Below are 22,405 nucleotides of genomic sequence, written 5' to 3'. Positions count from 1 at the left end.
CTCCATGAGCCTCTCCCCGCCCGACGACCTCGTGGCCTCCGTGACCTTCGACAACCGGGGCCTGGTGCCCGCCATCGCCCAGCAGGAGGGCACCGGCGAGGTGCTCATGATGGCGTGGATGAACGCGGAGTCCCTGCGCGCGACGCTCGAGACCGGCTGGGCCACCTACTGGTCCCGCTCGCGCGGCGCGCTGTGGCGCAAGGGGGAGACCTCGGGCCACCTGCAGCGGGTGCGCGCGGTCCACGCGGACTGCGACGGCGACACCCTGCTGCTCACCGTGGACCAGACCGGCCCCGCCTGCCACACGGGCACCCGCACCTGCTTCACCGGCCGCGAGCTCGTCATGCCGCCGGCCGCCGTCGACCCCGAGGAGGCCGCCCGATGACCGCCGCCACCACTCCCTCCCGTGCGCAGTTCCTGCGCCTGGCGGACACCGCCCGCGTGATCCCCGTGGTCCGCACGGTGCTGGCGGACGGCCTCACACCGCTGGCGATCCACCGGCGCCTGGCCGGCTCCCGCCCCGGCACCTTCCTGATGGAGTCCGCCACCCCGGGCGCGGCATGGTCCCGGTACAGCTTCATCGGGGCCGGCTCCGCCGTCACCCTGACCTCGCGGGACGGCGAGGCACACTGGCAGGGCACCCCACCCGAGGGGCTGCCCACGCAGGGCCGCGCCCTGGACGTGCTCGCCGCGTGCCTGCGCCTGCTGCGCACGGACGTGCGCGCCGAGGTCGGAGGCGCTCTGCCGCACCTCGTCTCCGGCATGGCCGGCTTCCTGGGGTGGAACACGGTCCGAGCGTGGGAGCGCCTGCCGCACCCGCCCGAGGACCACCTCGGCCTGCCCGACCTCGCGATGAACCTCGTCACCGACCTGGCCGTGCACGATGCCCTGGACGGCACCGTGACGCTGATCGCCAACGCGGTGAACGGCAACGGCCTGGCCACCGGCGCGGACCGCGCCTACGACGACGCGCTCGCCCGTCTGGACGCCATGGTCGAGCGCCTGGCCGCCCCGGCCGCGGACCCGGTCAGCGACGTCCCGCGCCGCTGGCTCGAGGCGGACGCGGACGAGGTCGCCGCCCAGGCCGAGGACCGGTGGGGCGCCGAAGGCTTCCGGGAGGCCGTCGGGAAGGCCCAGCGGGCGATCCGCGACGGCGAGGTGTTCCAGGCCGTCGTCTCCCGCCGCTTCTCGGTCACCACGGACGCGACCGGTCTGGACGTGTACCGCGTCCTGCGCACGGTGAACCCGAGCCCCTACATGTACCTCTTCTCCTTCGAGACCCCGGACGGGGAGCCGTACGAGATCGTGGGCTCCTCGCCCGAGGCGCTCGTCACCGTGCGGGACCGCCGCGTGGTCACCCATCCGATCGCCGGCTCACGGCGGCGCGGGGCCACCGAGGAGGACGACCGCCTCCTCGGCAAGGACCTGCTGGAGGACGAGAAGGAGCGGGCCGAACACCTCATGCTCGTGGACCTCTCCCGCAACAACCTCTCGCGCGTGTGCCGCCCCGGCACCGTCGAGATCACCCAGTTCATGGAGCTCGAGGCGTTCAGCCACATCCTCCACCTGGTCTCCCACGTGGAGGGCCGCATGCGCGACGATGTCGACGCGCTCGACGTCCTCCGCGCCGCCTTCCCCGCCGGCACGCTGTCCGGCGCCCCGAAGCCCCGCGCCCTGCAGCTGCTGGACGAGTGGGAGCCGACCGAGCGCGGGCCCTACGGCGGCGTCGTCGGCTACTTCGACCTGGCGGGCAACATGGACATGGCGATCAACATCCGCTCGGCCACGCTGCACCGCGGCCAGGCGCACGTGCAGGCCGGCGCCGGCATCGTCGCGGACTCCGATCCCGACGCCGAGACCGCCGAGACCGTCACCAAGGCGACGGCGCCGCTGCGGTCCGTGCTGACCGCGGGCGAGCTGGGGCAGGCGTGATGCGCCGCCGCACCGTGGTCCTCGCCGCGCTGGCCGCCGGCGCGCTCGTCCTGCTCACGGCGGGCCGCACCTGGGTGACCGCCACGGGCCTGTCCGGCGGGATCGCCTCCGAGGCGACGACGTCGGGCGGCGCCGCCGCGCCCGTCACCACCGCCATGGCCCTGGTCGTGATGGCCGGTGCCCTCGCCCTGACCACCGCCCGGCGCCTCGGCGCCGTGATCGTCGGCGTGCTCATGGCGCTGGCCGGGGTCGTGATCGCCTCGACCTCGGTCACCGCCGCCCTGGACCCGGCGACGACGGCGGCCGCCGCGGTCGCCGACGCGACCGGGACCACTGCGCTCGCGCAGGACTACGCCGTGACGGCGTGGCCGTGGGTCGCGGCGGCCGGCGGCGTCCTCGCGGCGCTGTGCGGCGTCGTGGCGGCACTGGCGGGCCGTGGCTGGCGTTCGTCCCGGCGCTACGAGAAGGCGCCTGCGGCCTCCGAGCCCGGCCCGGCCGCCGCCGGGGAGCAGCCCGCGCAGTCCGCCCGCGAGGCGGCCCAGCGCCGGCGCGTGGACCAGATGGACGCGTGGGACGAGCTGTCCCGCGGCAACGACCCCACGTGAGTGCCCGTCTCTCGGACCGCCCCGCACCGCCCGGGTCGTCCCGGGTCACGCGGGCCCGGCCCCGTGCCCGCATGGCACAATGAGGGACAGTCGTCATGTACACCACGCACCAGTGAGGGACAGCCATGAGCCACACCGCGAACACCGCGCACACCGAGCCCACCACCCGTCGCGCCGCCCGCCGCGGCGCCGTCGAGGACGTCGTCGTCACCGAGGATGGCCGGGTGCTCAACGACCCGACCCACCTCGAGCTGCCGGGCCACGGCAACTCGCCCGGCGCGTGGGCCATGGTGGCGCTCGTGCTCGTCGGCTTCGTGGCCGGCTGCGTCGGCCTGCTCGCCGACTGGAGCGTCGTCGTGTGGATCGGCCTGGCCCTGATGGCCGTGGGGGTCGTCGTGGGCATCGTCGCCGGCAAGGCCGGCGCGGGTCGCGGCCAGCACGGTCACTGATCCGCGTGTCCGTCCTCCAGGAGATCATCGACGGCGTCCGCGAGGACCTCGAGCCTCGTCGCCGTGCCGTGCCCGAGGCGCGCCTGGCCGAGCTGGTGGCCGCCGCCCCCGCGCCGCGCGACGCCCACGCGGCCCTGCACGGCGGACGCACCGACCCGGCGGGGATCCGGGTGATCTCCGAGGTGAAGCGGGCGAGCCCCTCCAAGGGCGCGCTCGCCGAGATCCCCGAGCCGGCCACCCTGGCCCGGGCGTACGAGCGCGGCGGCGCCAGCGCCGTCTCCGTGCTCACCGAGGCCCGCCGCTTCGACGGCAGCCTGGCCGACCTGGACGCCGTGCGTGCCGCCGTCGATCTGCCGGTCCTGCGCAAGGACTTCACCGTCACCGAGTACCAGATCCACGAGGCCCGCGCCCACGGGGCCGACCTGGTCCTGCTGATCGTGGCCGCCCTCGACGACGCCGAGCTGGCCGGCTTCCTGCAGCTCACCGAGTCCCTGGGCATGCACGCCCTCGTGGAGGCCCACACGCCCGAGGAGATCGAGCGCGGCGTCGCCGCCGGCGCCCGCATCCTCGGCGTCAATGTGCGCAACCTCAAGACCCTCGACGTCGACCCGGCCCGCTACGCCGCGCTGGCCGACGGGCTGCCCGAGGACGTCGTCCGGGTCGCCGAGTCGGGCGTCGAGTCCGAGGAGCAGATCAAGGCCTACGCCGCCGCGGGCGCCGACGTCGTGCTCGTGGGCGAGGCCCTCGTGCGCCACGGCGCCCCCGAGGAGGCGCTGCGCGCGTTCCGCGCCGCGTCCCTCACCGTCCGCTGACCGAACCAGACCCGAGGAGCGTGGTCGTCATGAGCGCCGACCGTCCGAGCACCGAGCCCGCGATCGAGTTCGAGGGGCCCTATCAGGGTCAGGCCGGGCCCTACTTCGGCGACTACGGCGGGCAGTGGATGCCCGAGTCCCTCATGGCCGCGCTGCAGGAGCTCACCCGCACCTACGAGGAGGCGCGGCAGGACCCCGCCTTCGAGGCCGAGCTGCGGACCCTTTTCCGGGACTACGTGAACCGGCCCTCTCTGTTGAGCGAGGTGCCGCGGTTCGCCGCGGACACCCCCGGCGTGCGCATCTTCCTCAAGCGCGAGGACCTCAACCACACCGGCTCGCACAAGATCAACAACGTGATCGGCCAGGCGCTGCTCGCCCGCCGCATGGGCAAGACGCGCCTGATCGCGGAGACCGGCGCCGGCCAGCACGGCGTGGCCACCGCGACGGCGGCCGCGCTGTTCGGCATGGAGTGCACCGTGTACATGGGGGAGGAGGACACCCGCCGCCAGGCCCTGAACGTGGCGCGCATGCAGATGCTCGGCGCCGAGGTGGTCCCCGTGGCGATCGGCGCCCGCACCCTGAAGGACGCGATCAACGAGGCCCTGCGGGACTGGGTCGCCTCCGTGGACACCACGCATTACCTGATGGGCACGGTCACGGGCCCGCACCCGTTCCCCGCCATGGTGCGCTACTTCCACTCCGTGATCGGCGAAGAGGCCCGCGAGCAGATCCTGGCCCAGGCCGGCCGCCTGCCCGACGCCGTCGCGGCGTGCGTGGGCGGCGGGTCCAACGCGATGGGCCTGTTCCACGGCTTCCTCGACAACCCTGAGGTGGAGCTCTACGGCTTCGAGGCCGGCGGCGAGGGCCTCGAGACCGGCCGCCACGCCGCGTCCATCACGCTCGGACGCACCGGCGTGCTGCACGGCGCCCGCACGTACCTGATGCAGGACGAGGACGGGCAGACGATCGACTCCCACTCGATCTCTGCCGGCCTGGACTACCCGGCCGTCGGCCCGGAGCACGCCTTCCTGCACGACACGGGCCGCGCCGTCTACGAGCCGGTCTCGGACACCGAGTGCATGGACGCCTTCCTCCGGCTCACGCGCACCGAGGGCATCACGCCCGCCATCGAGTCGGCCCACGCCCTGGCCGGCGCGCTGCGCCTGGCCCGCCGCTGGGCGGACGAGGGCCTCGTGGGGCCGGACGCCCCGGAGGGGGAGGAGCGGATCATCATCGTGAACCTCTCCGGCCGCGGGGACAAGGACGTCGCCACCGCGGCGGCCTGGTTCGGCCTCGGCACGGCCACGGAGGAGAAGGACCCGCTCGAGGAGATGACCCCCGGAGAGGAGCAGTGACCGGCATGACCGTACACTCCAAGACCGCCGCGGCCCTGGATGCCGCGAAGGCGGCCGGCCGCACCGGCCTCGTCGCCTACCTGCCCGCGGGCTACCCGAGCGTCGACGAGTGCGTGGAGGCCGTCGTCGTCGCCGCCGAGAACGGCGCGGACGTGATCGAGCTCGGCCTGCCCTACACCGACCCGGTGATGGACGGCCCCGTGATCCAGGCCGCCACCCAGGCCTCGCTGCGGGCCGGCTTCCGCGTGGCGGACGTGTTCGAGATCATCCGGCGCGTCACGCAGCGCGTGGACGCCGCCGTGCTGGTGATGACGTACTGGAACCTGGTGGACCGCATGGGCGTCGACGAGTTCGCGCGCCGTCTCGCCGAGGCCGGGGGCGCCGGTCTCGTCACCCCTGACCTCGTGCCCGAGGAGGCCGGTGCCTGGATGGAGGCCGCGGACCGCCACGGCCTGGACCGCGTGTTCCTCACCGCGCCCTCGTCCACGGACGAGCGGGTGCGCCTCACCGTCGAGTCCTCCCGCGGCTTCGTGTACGCCGTGTCGGTCATGGGCGTCACCGGCGCCCGCGACGCGGTGTCCACCGCGGCCGAGACCGTGGTGCGCCGCGCCAAGGAGGCCGGTGCCGAGCACGTGTGCGTCGGGCTGGGCGTCTCCCAGGCGGCCCACGTGCGAGAGATCGGCGCGTACGCCGACGGCGCCATCGTGGGCACCGCCCTGGTCCGCGCCCTCGGCGAGGGCGGCCCGCAGGCCGTCGGCGCCCTCGCCCGCGAGCTGGCCGCCGGCGCCGTCCGGGAGGGCTGAGCATGACCGCCCTGGCCTCCCTGGCGTCCCCCGCCGCCCTCGCACCCCTGGCCGCGTTCCCCGCCCCCACCTGGGACGGCTTCGAGATCGGCCCGGTGAAGATCCACGCGTACGCGCTGAGCATCATCCTGGGCATCGTCCTGGCGCTGTGGCTGGCCGAGCGCCGCTGGAAGGCCCGGGGCGGCCCCGAGGGGCGCGTCCTGGACGTGGCCCTGTGGGCCATCCCGTTCGGCTTCGTCGGCGGGCGGCTCTACCACGTGTTCTCCTCGCCGGACCGGTACTTCGGCCCCGGCTTCGACGGCACGGGCGACCCGATCCAGATCCTGTACGTGTGGAACGGCGGCCTGGGCATCTGGGGCGCGATCGCCCTCGGGGCGGTGGGCGCGTGGATCGCGTGCCGGCGCTACGGGGTGCGGCTGAGCGCGTTCGCCGACGTCGTCGCCCCGGGCATCCTGCTGGCCCAGGCCGTGGGCCGGTGGGGCAACTGGTTCAACCAGGAGCTCTTCGGCGGCCCGACGACGGCCCCGTGGGGCCTGCGCGTGGACGCCGACCACCCGAACTTCCCCGCGGGCGTGCCCGCGGACACCCTGTTCCACCCCACGTTCCTCTACGAGTCGCTCTGGAACCTGCTGGGCGTCGCCGTCCTGCTGCTGGTGGACCGGCGGTGGCGGCTGCGGCACGGCGCCATGGTCTGGGCCTACGTCGCCTGGTACACGGCCGGTCGCGTGTGGATCGAGATGCTGCGCATCGACGACGCGGAGCTGGTCACGCTCTTCGGCGTGACCCAGCGCCTGAACGTGTGGACCTCGATCGTGATGCTCCTGCTGGCGCTCGTGATGCTCGCCGTCATCCTGGTCAAGCACGGCCCGGCCGCCGCCGGCCCGCGCTCGGACGACTCCGTGTGGCTGCCCGGCCGCGGCCCCGCCCTCGAGGCCGGCGCGGGCGCGCCCGTCGACGCGGCGGTCGCGGGGCAGGGCCCCGACGACGGCGCCGGATCCACGGCCGCGGGGGTCCGCGAGGACCGCTGAGCGTCCAGCATTCGGACATCCGCGTCTGAGAATGTGGCGCAGGTCGCCTTCCTCGCTACACTCGTGCGCAACGCGACCCGCCGGGCGATCCCCGAGGCAGGGTCCGCTCACCATCGCAGGGGCCAGCGTCGTCTCCTCCTCACCCCGGCCCTCCGGCCGGCCACAGGAGAAGGACGCGCCATGCAGCACCCATCGAAGACCCTGCACGCCGACCCGTTCCGCGCGTTCGCCGCCCAGCCGGAGGCGGCGGGTCTCTACGACCCGGAGCAGGAGAAGGACGCGTGCGGCCTCGCCGCCGTGGCCACCCTGCGCGGCCCGGCCACCCACAAGATCGTCCAGGACGCGCTGACCGCCCTGCGGGCGCTCGAGCACCGCGGCGCCGTGGGAGCGGACGAGGGCACCGGCGACGGCGCGGGCATCATCACCCAGGTCCCCGACGCCCTGCTGCGCGCCACCGTCTCCTTCGAGCTGCCCGCGGCGGGGGAGTACGCCGTCGGCACCGCCTTCCTGCCCCAGGACGAGGCCGCCCGCGCCGCCGCGCAGGAGGCGATCGCCGAGGCCGCCGTCGTCGAGGGCCTCGACCTGCTCGGCTGGCGTCCCGTCCCCACCGACGAGTCCGTGCTCGGCCCGGGCTCGCGCGCTGTCATGCCGGTCTTCGAGCAGCTCTTCCTGGCCGTCCCCGCCGGCGAGGACGTCGAGGCCCCCGGCCATTCGCTGGACGCCCGCGCCTGGCGCCTGCGCCGCCGCGCCCAGCGCAGCGGCGTCTACTTCCCCTCCCTGTCCTCGCGCACCCTCGTCTACAAGGGCATGCTCTCGACGGCGCAGGTCGAGCCGTTCTACCCGGACCTCTCGGACGAGCGGTACGTGACCCGCCTGGCCGTGGTCCACTCCCGCTTCTCCACGAACACGTTCCCCTCGTGGCCGCTGGCCCAGCCCTTCCGCACGATCGCGCACAACGGCGAGATCAACACCGTCAAGGGCAACCGCAACTGGATGCGGGCCCGCCAGGGCGAGCTGCGCCACCCGCTGCTCGGCGAGGTGCCCGAGGAGATGTTCCCCATCGTGAGCGCCTCCGGCTCGGACTCGGCCTCGTTCGACGAGGTGGCCGAGCTGATCCACCTGGCCGGCCGCCCGCTCTCGCACGCGATCATGATGATGGTCCCGGAGGCGTGGGAGAACCACACCACCATGGACGAGGACCGGCGCGCGTTCTACCAGTACCACTCGATGCTCATGGAGCCGTGGGACGGTCCCGCCGCGATCGCCTTCACCGACGGCGTGCAGCTCGGCTCGGTGCTGGACCGCAACGGCCTGCGCCCCGCCCGCTACTGGGAGACCCGGGACGGGCTCGTGGTGCTCGCGTCCGAGGTCGGCGTCCTGGACATCGACCCGGCCACCGTGGTCCGTAAGGGCCGGGTCAAGCCCGGGCGGATGTTCCTGCTGGACACCGAGCAGGGCCGCATCATCGAGGACGAGGAGGTCAAGGCCGAGATCGCCGCCTCCGCCCCGTGGAAGGACTGGGTGGCCGACTCGCTGCGGCGGATCGAGGACCTGCCCGAGCGCGAGCCCGTCCGCTACCACGGCGACTCCGTCCGCCTGCGCCAGCGCCTGTTCGGCTACACGGACGAGGAGGTGCGCACGATCATCGAGCCCATGGCGCGGCACGGCGCCGAGCCCCTCGGGGCGATGGGCACGGACACCCCGATCGCGGCGCTCTCCCCGCGCCCGCGCCTGCTCTTCGACTACTTCACGCAGAACTTCGCGCAGGTGACCAACCCGCCGCTGGACTCCATCCGCGAGGAGCAGGTCACCTCGATGCGCACGTGCATCGGACCCCAGGCGAGCCTGCTCGCCGCGGGCAAGGTGACGACGGACGCCGTCGAGATCCCCTTCCCGGTGCTGGACAACGAGCAGCTCGCCCGCATCGCCGCGGTGCGCGCCGAGGACGGCACGCGCCGCGCCCTCAAGGTCAAGGGGCTCTACCTCGTGGCCGGCGGCGCCGAGGAGATGCGCTCCCGCCTCAAGGAGATCTGCGAGCAGGTCTCCGCGGCCGTCCAGCGCGGCGTGCAGTACGTGGTCCTCTCGGACCGGGACGCCAACGCGCAGTGGGCGCCCATCCCGTCCCTGCTGCTCACCTCGGCCGTGCACCACCACCTGCTGGCGAGCGCCTCGCGCACCCGCACCTCCCTGCTCGTGGAGGCCGGCGACGTGCGCGAGGTCCACCACGTGGCCGTGCTGATCGGCTACGGCGCCTCCGCCGTCAACCCGTACCTGTCCATGGAGACGGCCGAGGAGCTCGTGCGCACCGGCACGCTCACCGGCGTCACCGAGCAGGAGGCCACCCGGAACCTCATCCACGGGCTCGGTAAGGGCGTGCAGAAGATCATGTCCAAGATGGGCATCTCCACGGTGGCCTCGTACTGCGGCGCCCAGACGTTCGAGGCGCTCGGCCTCTCCCGGTCCTTCGTGGACCGCTACTTCACGGGCACCCGCTCGCCGATGGACGGGGTGGGGCTGGACGTGATCGCGGCCGAGTCCGCGGCCCGCCACGCCACGGCGTTCCCCGTGGACGGCTCCTCCGCCTCCACCGTGGGCCCGCGCGGCACCTCGGGCCTGCCCGTGGGCGGCGAGTACAAGTGGCGCCGGGAGGGGCCGCCGCACCTGTTCAACCCCGAGACCGTGTTCCGCCTGCAGCACGCCACCCGCGAGCGGCGCTACGACATCTTCAAGGACTACACGCGGCGCGTGGACGAGCAGTCCGCGGACCTGATGACCCTGCGCGGCCTGCTCGGGCTCGCCACGAAGGGGCGCGAGCGCGTGCCGGTCTCCGAGGTCGAGTCCGTCGAGTCGATCGTGAAGCGGTTCTCCACCGGCGCCATGTCCTACGGCTCGATCTCCCAGGAGGCCCACGAGACGCTCGCGGTGGCCATGAACCGCCTCGGCGCGCGCTCGAACTCGGGCGAGGGCGGCGAGGACCCCGAGCGCCTGCTCGACCCGGAGCGCAACTCGCGCGTCAAGCAGATCGCCTCGGGCCGGTTCGGCGTCACGAGCCTGTACCTGTCCACCGCCACGGACCTGCAGATCAAGATGGCCCAGGGCGCCAAGCCCGGCGAGGGCGGCCAGCTCATGGGCGCCAAGGTCTACCCGTGGGTGGCGCGCACGCGGCACTCGACGCCGGGCGTCTCCCTCGTCTCCCCGCCGCCGCACCACGACATCTACTCGATCGAGGACCTCGCCCAGCTGATCCACGACCTCAAGCGAGCCAACCCGCAGGCCCGCGTGCACGTCAAGCTGGTCTCCGAGACCGGCGTGGGCACGGTGGCGGCCGGCGTGACCAAGGCGAAGGCCGATGTCGTGCTCATCTCGGGGCACGACGGCGGCACCGGGGCCTCCCCGCTGAACTCGCTCAAGCACGCCGGCACCCCGTGGGAGCTGGGGCTGAGCGAGGTCCAGCAGACGCTGCGGCTCAACGGGCTGCGCGACCGCGTGACCGTGCAGGTGGACGGCCAGCTCAAGACCGGCCGGGACGTGGTGATCGCGGCCCTGCTCGGCGCCGAGGAGTTCGGCTTCGCGACGGCGCCGCTCGTGGTCTCGGGCTGCATCATGATGCGCGTGTGTCACCTGGACACCTGCCCCGTGGGCGTGGCCACGCAGAACCCCGAGCTGCGCGCCCGCTTCACCGGCCGGCCGGAGTTCGTGGTGACGTTCTTCGAGTACATCGCCCAGGAGGTGCGCGAGCTGCTCGCCGAGCTCGGCCTGCGCTCCCTGGACGAGGCGATCGGCCGCCAGGACCTGCTGCACAAGGACGCGGCGATCGGGCACTTCAAGACCGAGGGCCTGGACCTGTCCGGCGTGCTCTCGGACGCCGGGGTGCCCGAGGAGGCCCCGCGCCGCCGGCTCACGGAGCAGGACCACCGGCTCCAGGACCAGGCGGACCAGCGCTGGCTGGACCAGGTGGCGGACGCCGTGGTCACCGAGACGCCCGTGACCGTCACGGACCGCCTCGTGAACACCGACCGCTCCGTGGGCACCCTGCTGGGCCACCGCGTCACCGCGGCCCGGCTCGACGACGAGCTGCCCCGGGACACCATCCGCATCGAGCTGACCGGCGAGGCCGGGCAGTCCCTCGGCGCCTTCCTGCCGGCCGGCGTGAGCATCACCCTGTCCGGGGACGCCAACAACTACGTGGGCAAGGGCCTCTCCGGCGGCACGGTGGCCCTGCGACCCGCCCCCGAGGCCCCCTTCGCGGCCGAGGAGAACATGATCGCCGGCAACGTGGTGGGCTACGGCGCCACCTCGGGGCGGCTGTTCCTCAACGGCCGCGTGGGGGAGCGGTTCCTGGTCCGGAACTCGGGGGCGGTCGCCGTCGTCGAGGGCATCGGCGACCACGGCCTCGAGTACATGACGGGCGGCACCGCCCTCGTGCTGGGGAACACCGGCCGCAACCTCGCGGCCGGCATGTCCGGCGGCGTCGGGTTCTTCCTGGACCTGGACCCCGCCCAGCTCAACCCGCTCGCCGTCAAGGAGGACGAGCTGCTGCTCCGCCGCCCCGAGGGCGCGGACCGCGCGCTCATCCGCAAGCTGCTCGAGGAGCACCGGGCCGCCACCGGCTCGGACCTGGCCGCGCGCCTGCTCGCCGAGCTGGACGGCCCCGCCGAGGCCGCCGAGGCGCTCTGGGAGCGCTTCACCACCGTCCTGCCGCGCCGCTACGCGGCCGTGCAGGAGATCCGAACTGAGAGCCGGGACGCCGGCACCGACCCCGACGGCGACGCCGCCTGGGCCCGAATCCTGGAGGTGACCCGTGGCTGACCCGCGCGGATTCCTGAAGCATCGCGAGCGCGTCCCGCGCCCCTCGCGCCCCGTCCCCGTCCGCATCATGGACTTCAAGGACGTCCACGTGCGCCAGGACGAGGCGATCGTGCGCACGGAGGCCTCCCGCTGCATGGACTGCGGCGTGCCCTTCTGCCACGCCGGCTGCCCCCTGGGCAACCTCATCCCCGAGTTCAACGACCTCGTGTACCGGGACGACTGGGACGAGGCCGGCGCCCGCCTCGAGGCCACGAACAACTTCCCCGAGTTCACCGGCCGGATCTGCCCCGCCCCGTGCGAGGCCTCGTGCGTGCTCGGCATCAACCAGCCGGCCGTGTCCATCAAGCAGGTGGAGCAGTCGATCGCGGACCACCTCTTCGACGCGCCCTCCCTCACCCCGCACCCGCCGCAGCGGCAGAACGGGCTGACCGTCGCCGTCGTCGGCTCGGGCCCGGCGGGCCTGGCCGCCGCCCAGCAGCTGACCCGCTCCGGCTACACCGTGGTGGTCTACGAGAAGGACGAGGCGCTCGGCGGGCTGCTGCGGTTCGGCATCCCGGACTTCAAGCTGGAGAAGCATCTGATCGACCGCCGCATCGCCCAGATGACCGAGGAGGGCACCCGGTTCCGCACCGGCGTGCGGATCGGCACGGACATGAGCTGGGAGGCGCTGCAGCGCCGCTACGACGCCGTGGTGCTGGCCACCGGCGCCCCCGTCGGCCGGGAGCTGCCCCTGCCGGGCCGCGGCCTGGACGGCATCCACCTGGCCATGGACTACCTCGTGCCCGTCAACCGGCGGGTCGCCGGCGGCGAGCTCGAGCCGATCAGTGCCCAGGGCCTGGCACGTCGTGATCCTCGGCGGCGGCGACACGGGCGCGGACTGCATCGGCACCGCCCACCGCCAGGGGGCCGCCTCGGTCACCACGCTGGCGATCGGCAGGCGGCCGCCGGAGCAGCGCCCCGAGCACCAGCCCTGGCCCACCGTGCCCACCCTGTTCGAGGTCGCCTCCGCGCACGCCGAAGGCGGCGAGCGCACCTACCTGGCCTCCACCGTCGAGTTCCTCGGCGACGCGGAGGGCCGGGTGCGCGCCCTCAAGGTGGCCGAGACCGAGATCCGGGCCGACGGCACCCGCGGCCCGCGGGCCGGCACCGAGCACGAGATCCCGGCTGACCTCGTACTGCTGGCCCTCGGCTTCACGGGAGCGGACCTGGACGAGCTCGTGGACCGCTCCGCCGTGTCCCTCGAGCGCGGCCTCGTGGTCCGCGACGAGACGTACGCCACGCAGGCCCCGGGCGTGTTCGCGTGCGGCGACGTCTCGCGCGGCGCCTCGCTCGTGGTGTGGGCGATCGCCGAGGGCCGCGCCGTCGCGGCCGAGGTGGACCGGTTCCTCTCGGGGGACACCATGCTCCCGGCGCCGGTCCGGCCCTCCGACCACGGCTTCGTCCTGAGGTGAACGGCGGGGCGCGCCCCTCGGACAGGGAGCGCGCCCGCGCCTAGAGTGGACCCATGCGACACGCGAAGATCATCGCCACCTTCGGGCCCGCCACCGACTCCGACGAGACCACCCGCGCCATCATCCGTGCGGGGGCGGATGTCGTCCGCCTCAACATGAGCCACGGCGACCACGCGGTGCATGAGACGTCCTACGAGCGGGTGCGTCGGCTGAGCGTGGAGGAGCGGCGCCCGGTCGCGATCTTCGCGGACCTCCAGGGCCCCAAGATCCGCCTCGGCCGCTTCACCGACGGCCCGCATCTGCTCGAGAGGGGCGATCGGATCACCATCACCACCCGGGACGTGCCCGGGACCCGCGAGCTGGTCGGCACCACCCACAAGGGTCTGCCCGGGGACGTCGCCCCCGGTGACGTGCTCCTGGTGGACGACGGCAAGGTGCGCCTGCGCGCCGTCGAGGTCACGGACACGGACGTGGTGGCCGAGGTCGAGGTGCCGGGCATGGTCTCGGACAACAAGGGGATCAACCTGCCCGGCGTGGCGGTGAACGTGCCGGCCCTGTCCGAGAAGGACGAGCGGGACCTGCGCTGGGCGCTGCGCACCGGCGTGGACATGGTGGCGCTGTCCTTCGTGCGGGACGCCGCGGACGTGGACCGGGTGCACGAGATCATGGACGAGGAGGAGCGCCGGGTCCCGGTCATCGCCAAGATCGAGAAGCCCCAGGCGGTGGAGAACCTCGAGGCCATCGTGGACGCGTTCGACGCCATCATGGTGGCCCGCGGCGACCTCGGCGTGGAGCTGCCGCTCGAGGACGTGCCCGTGGTGCAGAAGCGCGCAGTGGACCTCGCCCGCCGCTGGGCGAAGCCGGTCATCGTGGCCACGCAGGTGCTCGAGTCGATGATCGACAGCCCGCGCCCGACGCGCGCCGAGGCCTCGGACTGCGCCAACGCCGTGCTCGACGGCGCGGACGCCGTCATGCTCTCGGGCGAGACCTCGGTGGGCGCATATCCGGTCGAGACGGTCCAGACGATGGCCCGGATCATCGAGTCCACCGAGACCCACGGCCTGGAGCTCATCCACCCGCTCGGCTCGCGTCCCCGCACGCGCGGCGGCGCGATCACCCGGGCCGCCGTCGAGGTCGCGAACCAGCTCGAGATCCCGTTCCTCGCCACGTTCACCGAGTCCGGCGACTCGGCCCGTCGGCTCAGCCGCCTGCGGCCGCGTCAGCCGATCTACGCGTTCACCCACCACGAGCACACGCACAACATCCTGTGCCTGACGTGGGGCGTCTACCCGAAGATGGTCCCGTTCCAGGACTCCACGGACAAGATGACCCTCCAGGTGGAGCAGTCGCTCACATCGGAGGGCATCGCCCAGCACGGCGACCTCGTGGTCATCGCCGCCGGGTCCCCTCCCGGGGCCGTGGGCTCCACGAACACGCTGCGCGTGCACCGCGTGGGCGACGACGCCGCGGGCGGCTCGTCCGCCGCCTCGCCGCAGACGCGCGAGCCGGTCGGCTTCTGGCCGGCCCGCTCCCCGCTCTGACGAGCGCGCGGGCGCCGCTCAGCCGACCTGGTCGATGACGGCCTGCGCGACCTCCCGCATGGTCAGGCGCCGGTCCATGGAGGTCGTCTGGATCCAGCGGAAGGACTCGGCCTCGGTCAGGCGCATCCGCTCCTGGAGCAGCGCCTTGGCCCGGTCCACGATCTTGCGGGTCTCCAGGCGGTCGCCCAGGTCCCGCACCTCGGCCTCGAGGCTGCGCAGCTCGTCGAAGCGGGCCACGGCCAGTTCGATGGCGGGGACCAGGTCGGCCTCGGTGAAGGGCTTGACCACGTAGGCCATGGCCCCGGCGGTCCGGGCGCGCTCCACCAGCTCGCGCTGGCTGAAGGCGGTCAGCATCACCACGGGGGCGAGCCGTTTCCCGGCGATCTCGCCCGCGGCCGCGATGCCGTCCATCACGGGCATCTTCACGTCCATCACCACGATGTCCGGGCGGTGCTCGCGCACGGCCTCGACGGCGGCGCGGCCGTCGCCGGCCTCGGCGACCACCCGGTAGCCCGCCCCGGTGAGCACCTCCACCAGGTCGAGGCGGATCAGGGTCTCGTCCTCGGCGACGACGGCCCGCAGGCCGGTCTCCTCGGGAGGCGTCAGCGTGGACACGGCAGCTCCTTCGTGCGGGCCGGGACGGCGTCGGTGCGGCGCCGCTGGTGGTCCACCAGGCTACCGTGCGCGATGGGCGCGGCGCGGGCGCGGCGGCGGGGACCCTCGCCGGAAGGCCGAGGACGCCGGGTCGGGGCGCTGATAGGGTGATCGAGTCCCGCCTCCGGGCGGCACTGCCCGAATGGTGGAATCGGTAGACACGCCGCACTCAAAATGCGGTGCCGAGAGGCGTGTGGGTTCGAGTCCCACTTCGGGCACCGTCGGCGCGCGGCCACCCGCCGTGTGCGCCGTGTCCGTGATCGATCGACCCGAGCTGAGTGGTGTCCTGTGCTCCTGACCAGCCTCCTGCTGACCCTCCTCTCGGTGGTGGCGGCCGTCCCGGCCTCCCGCGCGCTGGGCAGGGACGCGGGCTGGGTCCTGGCCGTACCCCTGCTCGCCGCGGCCGGCGTGCTGATGGCGGCGTGGACGGGCGACGTCCGGACGGAGCACCATCCGTGGATCCCCGCGGTCGGGGTGGACCTCGACCTCCGGCTGAACGGCCTGGCCCTGGTGTTCGCCATGATCGTCCTCGTCATCGGCGCGGCGATCCTCGCCTACTCCAGCCGGTACCTCAGCCGGGACCGCGCGGAGAGCCGCCCCGGCTCCTTCTACCTGCTGATGACCGCGTTCGCGGCGTCGATGCTGCTGCTGGTGCTCGCCGACAACATCGTGGTCCTCTTCGTCGCGTGGGAGTTCACCTCCTTCACCTCCTTCTTCCTCATCGGGCGCTCGGGGGACCACGCCCGCGACCCCGCGATCCGGACCCTGCTCGTGACCGTGGGCGGCGGCCTCGCGCTGCTGGCCGCCGTCGCCATCATGATGGTCACCGCCGGGACGGCCTCGCTCAGCGGCGTCCTGGCCTCGGATATCTGGCAGGACCCCGCCACCAGCACCGTGCTGGCCATCCTGCTGGCCCTGGCCGCCTTCACGAAGTCCGCGCAGTTCCCGTTCCAGGCCTGGCTGCCGGACTCCATGGTCGCCATCTCCCCGGTCTCCGCGTACCTGCACGCCGCGGCGATGGTGAAGGCCGGCGTGTTCCTGCTGCTCGTGTTCAGCCCCGTGCTGTCCGGCCACGCCGTGTGGTCCACGCTGCTGATCGCATGCGGGCTTATCACGGCGCTGTTCGGCGCGGTCACGGCCCTGCGTCAGCACAACCTGAAGGGCCTGCTCGCCTACTCGACCATGAGCCAGCTCGGCCTGCTGACCGCCGCCATCGGCATCGGCACGACGGCGGCGCTGACGGCCGCGGTCGTGCACACGGTCGCGCACGCGCTGTTCAAGAGCGCCCTGTTCATGCTGATCGGCATCGTGGACCACGAGGCCGGCACCCGGGACCTGCGCATGCTCGCGGGCAGGCACGTGCGCATGCCGGTCACGGGCACGGCCCTGACGCTCGCCGCCGTCTCCATGGCCGGCGTGCCGCCCCTGCTCGGCTTCGTCTCGAAGGAGGGTCTGCTCGACGCCGCCCTCGGCACCCCGGGCCCAGCCTGGGCCGCCCCGGTGGTCACGGGCGCGATCGCGCTGGCCTCCGTCTTCACCGTCGCCTACTCGGGCCGACTGGTCCTCGGCGCGCTCGGCACGTGGGGCGCGAGCCCGGCCGGCACCGCCCAGCCGTGGGAGTCCGCCCGCGGCGAGGAGGTCCACGAGGCGGGCCCGGCCTTCTGGACCATGCCCGTGCTGGCCGCCGTGGCCGGCGTCGTGCTCGGCCTCGCCCCGCAGGCGCTGGACGCCCCCGTCTCCGCCGCCGCCCAGGCCGTGGCAGGCGCGCAGGCGCACGCGCACCTGGCCCTGTGGCACGGTGTGACCCCGGCGCTGCTCCTCTCCGCCGCCGTGATCGCCACGGGCCTCGTCCTGGTGCTGCTGCGCCGCCCCGTGGAGCGGGTCGCCGCGCGCACGGGCCTGCCCTTCTCGGCCCTGGACATCGTGGACGACATCCGCTTCGGCCTGGTGCGGCTGGGCGAGGTCGTCGGGCGGCACTCCGGCGGCATGGCGCCCCGGGCGCACCTGCTCATCCCGTCCGTCATGCTCGGCGTCCTCGCGGTCGTCGGGGTCCTGCTCGTGGACGAGCTGCCGGACGTGGTCGGTCAGACCGCGCGCTGGCACGACTGGGCGCTCGTCGTCCTCGTGGCCGTGGGCGTCGCCGCGACCCTGCGCGCCCGCACCCGCATCGCCGCGATGGTGGTGGTGGGCACCGTCGGCTTCGGCGTGACGCTGTGGTTCTTCACCCTCGGCGCCGTGGACGTGGCCCTGACCCAGATGCTCGTCGAGGTCCTCACCGTGTGCGTGATGGTGCTGCTGCTGCGCCGCCTGCCGCGCCGCTTCCGGCGCGACCCCGCACCGCGCCGCGCCGGCGCCCTCGTGGCCGCGACGATCGCCGGCGTCGCCTCCACCGTCGGCGTCCTGGCCTTCACCGGTCGGCGCGACATGTCCGAGATCGCGCGCTACTACCTCACCGAGACCTACGAGCAGGCCGGCGGCGTGAACGTCGTCAACGTGATCCTCGTGGACTTCCGCGCGCTCGACACCCTGGGCGAGATGACGGTGCTCGGCGTGACCGGACTGACCGTCGCGGCGCTGCTGATGAACCGCGCCCCCGTCCGGGCGCTGCGCAGCATCGTCGACGAGCGTTCCCCGCTCGCGCACGTGCACGAGAACCTCGTCTACGCGCGCACCTTCGGCCGCGGTCTCGGGCCCGTGATCATCGCGATGTCCGCCCTGCTGCTGCTGCGCGGCCACTACGAGCCGGGCGGCGGCTTCATCGCGGCCCTCGTGGCCGGTGCGGGCTACGCCCTCATGTACCTGTCGGCCGACACCGACCGCGACCGGCGCCTGCGGTGGCCCTACCTCACGCTCATCGGCAGCGGCGTGGCCCTGGGCACCGCCGCCGGTCTGACCGGCTACCTCACGGGCGAGGGCTTCCTGGCCGCCTCCGGGGTCAAGGTCCTCGGCTACGGACTGTCCACCACCCTGGTCTTCGACATGGGCGTGTACCTGTGCGTGCTCGGCCTCGTGGTCGCCGCGTTCACCCTCCTGGGCCCGGACACGGTCGAAGAGGCGCCCGACGACGGCGACGCACCCGAGAAGGCCGCACCCGGCGCGGCCACGACGCGAGAGGAGGCGACCCGATGACCGTCGCGATCACCGTGGGCCTGCTGATGTTCGGCGCGGTCTACCTGTTCTCCAAGCGCGAGCTGCTGCGCGTGATCCTCGGCATGGTGCTGCTGGGCCACGCCGGCAACCTCGCCATCCTCGCCGCCGGCGGCACCGACCGGCGCGCCCTGCCGTTCATCGGGAACGGGGACGTGGCCGCGCAGGCCGACCCGCTGCCCCAGGCGTTCGTGCTGACGGCGATCGTCATCTCCTTCGCCGTCACCGTGCTGCTGCTCGTGCTCGCCGTGACGGGCCGGTCCGACGACCAGGTGGCCGACCCCTCCGAGGACGCCGACCCGCACGAGCTCGCCGCCGCGGACGCCCGCTTCCCGCGCGCCGAGCTGGGCGCCGCCGTGCGCCACCTCGCCACGCAGCCCCAGCCCGTGCTGCACGGCAGCCACCGCCATGACAACCGGGAGGAGCGCGGATGAGCCTCGACGTCCTGGGCCTGGCCCTGCCGCTGTTCGTGGCCGTCCCCCTGCTGGCCGGCGGCCTGCTCGTGATCGCGGGGGAGCGTCCGGGGCTGCACCGCCGGGCCCTGCTCTGGCTGCTCGGGCTGAGCTCGCTCAGCGGCGCCGGGCTCATCCTGCTGAGCCTGGACGGCACCGTGGTGGCCGGGGGCGTGGGCGGCTGGCCGGACGGCATCGCCATCGCGTTCGCCGCCGACACGTTCACCGGCCTGATGCTCACCCTCACCGCCGGGCTCTCGTGGGTGGGCGCCCTGTTCGCCTACGGCTCCCGCGTGACGAACTCCGTCTACTTCGCGCCGCTGCTGCTCGTCCTCACGGCCGGGGTGAACGGCGCCCTGCTGACGGCGGACCTGTTCAACCTCTTCGTGTTCATCGAGGTCATGCTGCTGCCGTCCTACGGCCTGTTCGTCCTCTCCGCCAACCGGCGCGAGCCCCTGCGCCGCGTGGACGGCGCCCGCCTCTACGTCACGCTGAACCTGTTCACCTCCACGATCCTCGTGGTCGGCGTCGGCTTCATCTACGGCATCACGGGCAGCGTCAACCTCGCCGTGCTGGCCGGCGCGGCGGCACGGGACGAACGGGTCGCCGTCGCCGGGTTCATGGTGCTGTTCGCCCTGTCCATCAAGGCGTCCGTGGTGCCCCTGCACGGCTGGCTGTCCAAGGCGTACCCCTCGACGTCGCCGGCGGTCACCGCGATCTTCTCCGCCCTGCACACCAAGGTGGGCGTCTACGCGATCTACCGCATCTACTCCGTGCTCTACGACGGCGAGCCACGCTACCTGTGGGCCATCCTGGTCCTGTGCTCGCTCACGCTCGTGATCGGCGCGGTCGCCTCCCTCGGGGAGCAGAGCACCCGTGCGATCCTCTCGTGGCAGATGGTCAGCGGCATCGGCGGCATCCTGGTCGGCGTCGGCCTGTCCACGCAGCTCGGCCTGGCCGCCGGCATCTTCTACATGATCCACCACATGGTCGTCATGACCTCCCTGTTCACCGCGACGGGCGCCGTCGAGGTCCGGTACGGCTCCGGCTGGCTGGCGGATCTGCAGGGTCTGGCCCGGCGTGAGCCGCTGATCGCCGCCGCGTACTTCGCGGGCCTGCTCTCCCTGGTGGGGATCCCGCCGTTCTCCGGGTTCGCGGGCAAGCTCATGCTCGTGGTCGCCGGCGTGGAGGCGGGCCAGACCGCCGTCGTGGCCGTCGTGCTCGTCGCGTCGCTGCTGAGCCTGTGGGGGCTGCTGCGCATCTGGAACGGCTGGTTCTGGGGCGAGCCCGAGATGCCCCGCCACCACCGGGAGCGCCTCGAGACGGCCGCCCTGCCGATCGTGGAGGCCCACGCGGACGGCGCGGCCGCCCCGGCCGGCACCCCCGACGGCCCCGCGGCCGTCCACACCCCCACGGGTGTGCTGCCCGTGGTCTTCAGCCGGGACGAGGACCTCACCCGCTCCCGGATCCCCTTCTCGCTGGCCCTGCCGACGGTCCTCACCGCGGCCCTGTCCCTCGCGCTCGGCCTGGGCGCGCAGGGCCTGTGGCTGGTCTCGGACACGGCCGCCCAGGGGCTGACGGACACGCATGCGTATGTGGAGGCGGTGATCGGCCGATGAGCCAGGCACACCAGTACGACGACGGCACGCAGGACTTCCGCGACGGCACGGCCAGCGTGTGGTCGTGGCCGCTGCGCCTGGCCGGATTCGTGCTCTGGTACCTGTGGGCCCTCGTCACGTCCTCGGGCGCGGTCTTGCACAACCTGATCACCCCCGGCGACGACGCCCGCTCGGGCATCGCCCGGGTGCGCACCAGCTGCCGCACGGACCTGGAGGTCACCGTCCTGTCCTCGCTCATCACCCTCACCCCGGGCACCCTCACCCTCGGCACCCGCCGGGCGGGCGCCGTCGGCGACGAGCCGGGCGATCCGGAGGCGCGCCGGCTGCTCTACGTGCACGGCCTGTACTTCGACGACGCGGACGGCCTGCGCGCGGACATCCACGACATGGAGCGGCGCATGCTCCATGCGCTGCGTCGGACGGGGGTGGCCGCGTGAGCCTGACCGACCTGCACTACAACTGGTCCCTGCTCGGGATCGACGTGGGCATCGCCCTGCTGCTCGTCGCCGCCGTCGTCTCCGCCTACCGGATCCTCGTGGGGCCCCTGGACGCCGACCGGGCCGTCTCCGGCGACCTGCTCACGTTCAGCGTCACCGGCATGGTCACGCTGTTCGGCGTCCGGGCGGCCAACGCCTTCACGTTCGACCTGGTGCTCATCGCCGCGATCACCGGGTTCCTGACCGGCATGTCCCTGGCCCGCGCGCTGACGCGCGGGCGACGCTGAGGAGGCCATCCCATGGACACCGCGATGAACGTCATCGGCTCGCTCATGATCGTGCTGGGCGCGCTCGTCTTCCTCGGCGCCGCCCTGGGCCTCGTGCGCTTCCCGGACCCCTACACGCGGATCTCCGCCACCGGCACGGCCGGCGGCGTCGGCATGATCCTGCTCGTGGTCGGGGCCCTGCTCCACATGCCCTCGGTGGCCAACGTGGTCAAGGTCGTGCTGATCGTGGTGCTGCAGCTGGGCTCGGCCTCGGTGGCCACCATGGCCCTGGGCCGCTCGGCCTACCTCACTGGGGTGCCCATGAATCCGGGGCACTACGACGAGCTCGCCGAGGATACCCCGGGGCGCGAGCACGGCGAGCCCGCTCCCCGCGCGCCGGACGAGGTCTGAGACCGCTCGCACGCGGCGTCGGACCGGCCCGTCCCGTCTCCCGGGGCGGGCCGTGCCGCCTCAGGGGCGCGGCGCCAGGACCAGGTTAGTGATGCGGGCGGTCGAGAGCCGCCGGCCCTGCTCGTCCGTCATCACCACCTCATGGGTGACGAGGGTGCCGCCCAGGTGGACGGCGGTCGCGGTGCCGGTCACGAGGCCCGAGCGGACGGCCCGGTGGTGCGTGGCGCTGATCTCGACCCCGACGACGTTGCGGTCCGGCCCGGCGTGGATCTTCGCGGCCATCGAGCCCAGGGACTCGGCGAGCACGAGGTGGGCGCCGCCGTGCAGCAGCCCGACGGGCTGCTCGTTGCCCGCCACGGGCAGGGTGGCGACGGCGCGCTCGGCCGTGAGCTCGAGGAAGCGCAGACCCATCTTCTGGGCCAGGGGGCTGATCGCCGCGCCGCCGAGGGCGGCGACGAGCTCGGGCGTCAGACCGGCCTCGGCGCAGGCCGCCTCCAGCTCGGCGGGGCTCAGCTCGGGGGTGACGCCGGGGCGGTACACGCGCTCGGAGGCGGCGGGGGTGGTCTCGGTGTGCTCACTCATGAGCACTAGGCTGGCACACGCGACCGGCGCGCCCCGCGCCGCGCGCCGAGAG

At 73.6% G+C, this 22,405-nt stretch carries 18 protein-coding genes, 1 tRNA gene and 1 pseudogene; 18 read left to right on the top strand and 2 right to left on the bottom strand.

Features of this window, described 5'->3' with window-relative positions:
* The first annotated feature begins 4 nt into the window (after nt 1-4).
* The 11 genes and pseudogenes from hisI to pyk all read left to right on the top strand — a co-directional run bounded on the left by hisI (nt 5) and on the right by pyk (nt 14,785).
* Nucleotides 5-385: a phosphoribosyl-AMP cyclohydrolase gene (gene hisI, locus SOY78_RS07130; RefSeq protein WP_324701356.1), complete on the top strand. Its 381-nt coding sequence runs from the start codon at nt 5-7 to the stop codon at nt 383-385.
* Nucleotides 382-1,932: an anthranilate synthase component I gene (locus SOY78_RS07125; RefSeq protein ID WP_324701355.1), complete on the top strand. Its 1,551-nt coding sequence runs from the start codon at nt 382-384 to the stop codon at nt 1,930-1,932. The genes hisI and SOY78_RS07125 overlap by 4 nt, the downstream gene beginning before the upstream one ends.
* Nucleotides 1,932-2,537 carry a Trp biosynthesis-associated membrane protein gene (locus SOY78_RS07120; RefSeq protein ID WP_141842744.1) on the top strand — a complete coding sequence of 202 codons (606 nt, stop codon included), beginning with the start codon at nt 1,932-1,934 and terminating at the stop codon, nt 2,535-2,537. The genes SOY78_RS07125 and SOY78_RS07120 overlap by 1 nt, the downstream gene beginning before the upstream one ends.
* Nucleotides 2,538-2,662: 125 nt before the next feature.
* On the top strand, nt 2,663-2,986 hold the full coding sequence (locus SOY78_RS07115) for an HGxxPAAW family protein (RefSeq protein ID WP_061867935.1): 324 nt from the start codon (nt 2,663-2,665) through the stop codon (nt 2,984-2,986).
* Nucleotides 2,987-2,991: 5 nt separating this feature from the next.
* The gene (gene trpC / locus SOY78_RS07110; RefSeq protein ID WP_061867936.1) at nt 2,992-3,798 is read left to right on the top strand and encodes an indole-3-glycerol phosphate synthase TrpC; all 807 of its coding nucleotides are present in this window, start codon (nt 2,992-2,994) and stop codon (nt 3,796-3,798) included.
* 29 nt (nt 3,799-3,827) lie between these two features.
* Complete coding sequence (gene trpB / locus SOY78_RS07105; RefSeq protein WP_324701354.1) at nt 3,828-5,153, top strand: tryptophan synthase subunit beta; 1,326 nt, start codon at nt 3,828-3,830, stop codon at nt 5,151-5,153.
* On the top strand, nt 5,150-5,956 hold the full coding sequence (trpA, locus tag SOY78_RS07100; protein WP_061867938.1) for a tryptophan synthase subunit alpha: 807 nt from the start codon (nt 5,150-5,152) through the stop codon (nt 5,954-5,956). Before trpB ends, trpA begins: the two co-directional genes overlap by 4 nt.
* 2 nt (nt 5,957-5,958) lie before the next feature.
* Complete coding sequence (gene lgt / locus SOY78_RS07095; RefSeq protein WP_036382770.1) at nt 5,959-6,984, top strand: prolipoprotein diacylglyceryl transferase; 1,026 nt, start codon at nt 5,959-5,961, stop codon at nt 6,982-6,984.
* A gap of 180 nt (nt 6,985-7,164) precedes the next feature.
* The gene (gene gltB, locus SOY78_RS07090; RefSeq protein WP_324701353.1) at nt 7,165-11,793 is read left to right on the top strand and encodes a glutamate synthase large subunit; all 4,629 of its coding nucleotides are present in this window, start codon (nt 7,165-7,167) and stop codon (nt 11,791-11,793) included.
* Nucleotides 11,786-13,244: pseudogene (locus SOY78_RS07085) on the top strand (glutamate synthase subunit beta). The gene gltB and the pseudogene SOY78_RS07085 overlap by 8 nt, the downstream one beginning before the upstream one ends.
* Nucleotides 13,245-13,297: 53 nt before the next feature.
* Nucleotides 13,298-14,785 (top strand): pyruvate kinase, encoded by a 1,488-nt coding sequence (gene pyk, locus SOY78_RS07080; RefSeq protein ID WP_036382766.1) that lies wholly within the window; start codon nt 13,298-13,300, stop codon nt 14,783-14,785.
* An 18-nt stretch (nt 14,786-14,803) separates the two neighbouring features.
* Here pyk and SOY78_RS07075 read toward each other — a convergent pair whose 3' ends face one another.
* On the bottom strand, nt 14,804-15,400 hold the full coding sequence (locus SOY78_RS07075; RefSeq protein ID WP_036382764.1) for an ANTAR domain-containing response regulator: 597 nt from the start codon (nt 15,398-15,400) through the stop codon (nt 14,804-14,806).
* A 175-nt stretch (nt 15,401-15,575) separates the two neighbouring features.
* Here SOY78_RS07075 and SOY78_RS07070 point away from each other — a divergent pair.
* The 7 genes from SOY78_RS07070 to mnhG all read left to right on the top strand — a co-directional run bounded on the left by SOY78_RS07070 (nt 15,576) and on the right by mnhG (nt 21,771).
* A tRNA-Leu gene (locus SOY78_RS07070) sits at nt 15,576-15,657 on the top strand.
* A 70-nt stretch (nt 15,658-15,727) separates the two neighbouring features.
* A complete protein-coding gene (locus SOY78_RS07065) occupies nt 15,728-18,568 on the top strand; it encodes a DUF4040 family protein (RefSeq protein WP_324701352.1) in 2,841 nt (946 codons plus the stop codon).
* Nucleotides 18,565-19,020, top strand: a complete 456-nt coding sequence (locus tag SOY78_RS07060; RefSeq protein WP_324701351.1) for a sodium:proton antiporter — start codon at nt 18,565-18,567, stop codon at nt 19,018-19,020. The genes SOY78_RS07065 and SOY78_RS07060 overlap by 4 nt, the downstream gene beginning before the upstream one ends.
* Nucleotides 19,017-20,657 (top strand): monovalent cation/H+ antiporter subunit D family protein, encoded by a 1,641-nt coding sequence (locus tag SOY78_RS07055; RefSeq protein ID WP_036382759.1) that lies wholly within the window; start codon nt 19,017-19,019, stop codon nt 20,655-20,657. The genes SOY78_RS07060 and SOY78_RS07055 overlap by 4 nt, the downstream gene beginning before the upstream one ends.
* Nucleotides 20,654-21,094 carry a Na+/H+ antiporter subunit E gene (locus SOY78_RS07050; protein WP_324701350.1) on the top strand — a complete coding sequence of 147 codons (441 nt, stop codon included), beginning with the start codon at nt 20,654-20,656 and terminating at the stop codon, nt 21,092-21,094. Before SOY78_RS07055 ends, SOY78_RS07050 begins: the two co-directional genes overlap by 4 nt.
* On the top strand, nt 21,091-21,381 hold the full coding sequence (locus tag SOY78_RS07045) for a monovalent cation/H+ antiporter complex subunit F (RefSeq protein ID WP_324701349.1): 291 nt from the start codon (nt 21,091-21,093) through the stop codon (nt 21,379-21,381). The genes SOY78_RS07050 and SOY78_RS07045 overlap by 4 nt, the downstream gene beginning before the upstream one ends.
* A gap of 12 nt (nt 21,382-21,393) precedes the next feature.
* The gene (mnhG, locus tag SOY78_RS07040; protein WP_135039517.1) at nt 21,394-21,771 is read left to right on the top strand and encodes a monovalent cation/H(+) antiporter subunit G; all 378 of its coding nucleotides are present in this window, start codon (nt 21,394-21,396) and stop codon (nt 21,769-21,771) included.
* 60 nt (nt 21,772-21,831) lie between these two features.
* Here mnhG and SOY78_RS07035 read toward each other — a convergent pair whose 3' ends face one another.
* Entirely contained in the window at nt 21,832-22,353 is a 522-nt protein-coding gene (locus tag SOY78_RS07035; protein WP_036315345.1) for a PaaI family thioesterase, read from the bottom strand.
* Nucleotides 22,354-22,405: the final 52 nt, after the last annotated feature.

Origin of the sequence: Micrococcus sp. HOU01 (assembly GCF_035609305.1) — a bacterium.
In the GTDB taxonomy this organism is placed as follows: Bacteria; Actinomycetota; Actinomycetes; order Actinomycetales; family Micrococcaceae; genus Micrococcus; species Micrococcus luteus.
Note: the sequence above shows the minus strand (reverse complement) of the source record. Positions and strands in the feature narration are given on the sequence as shown.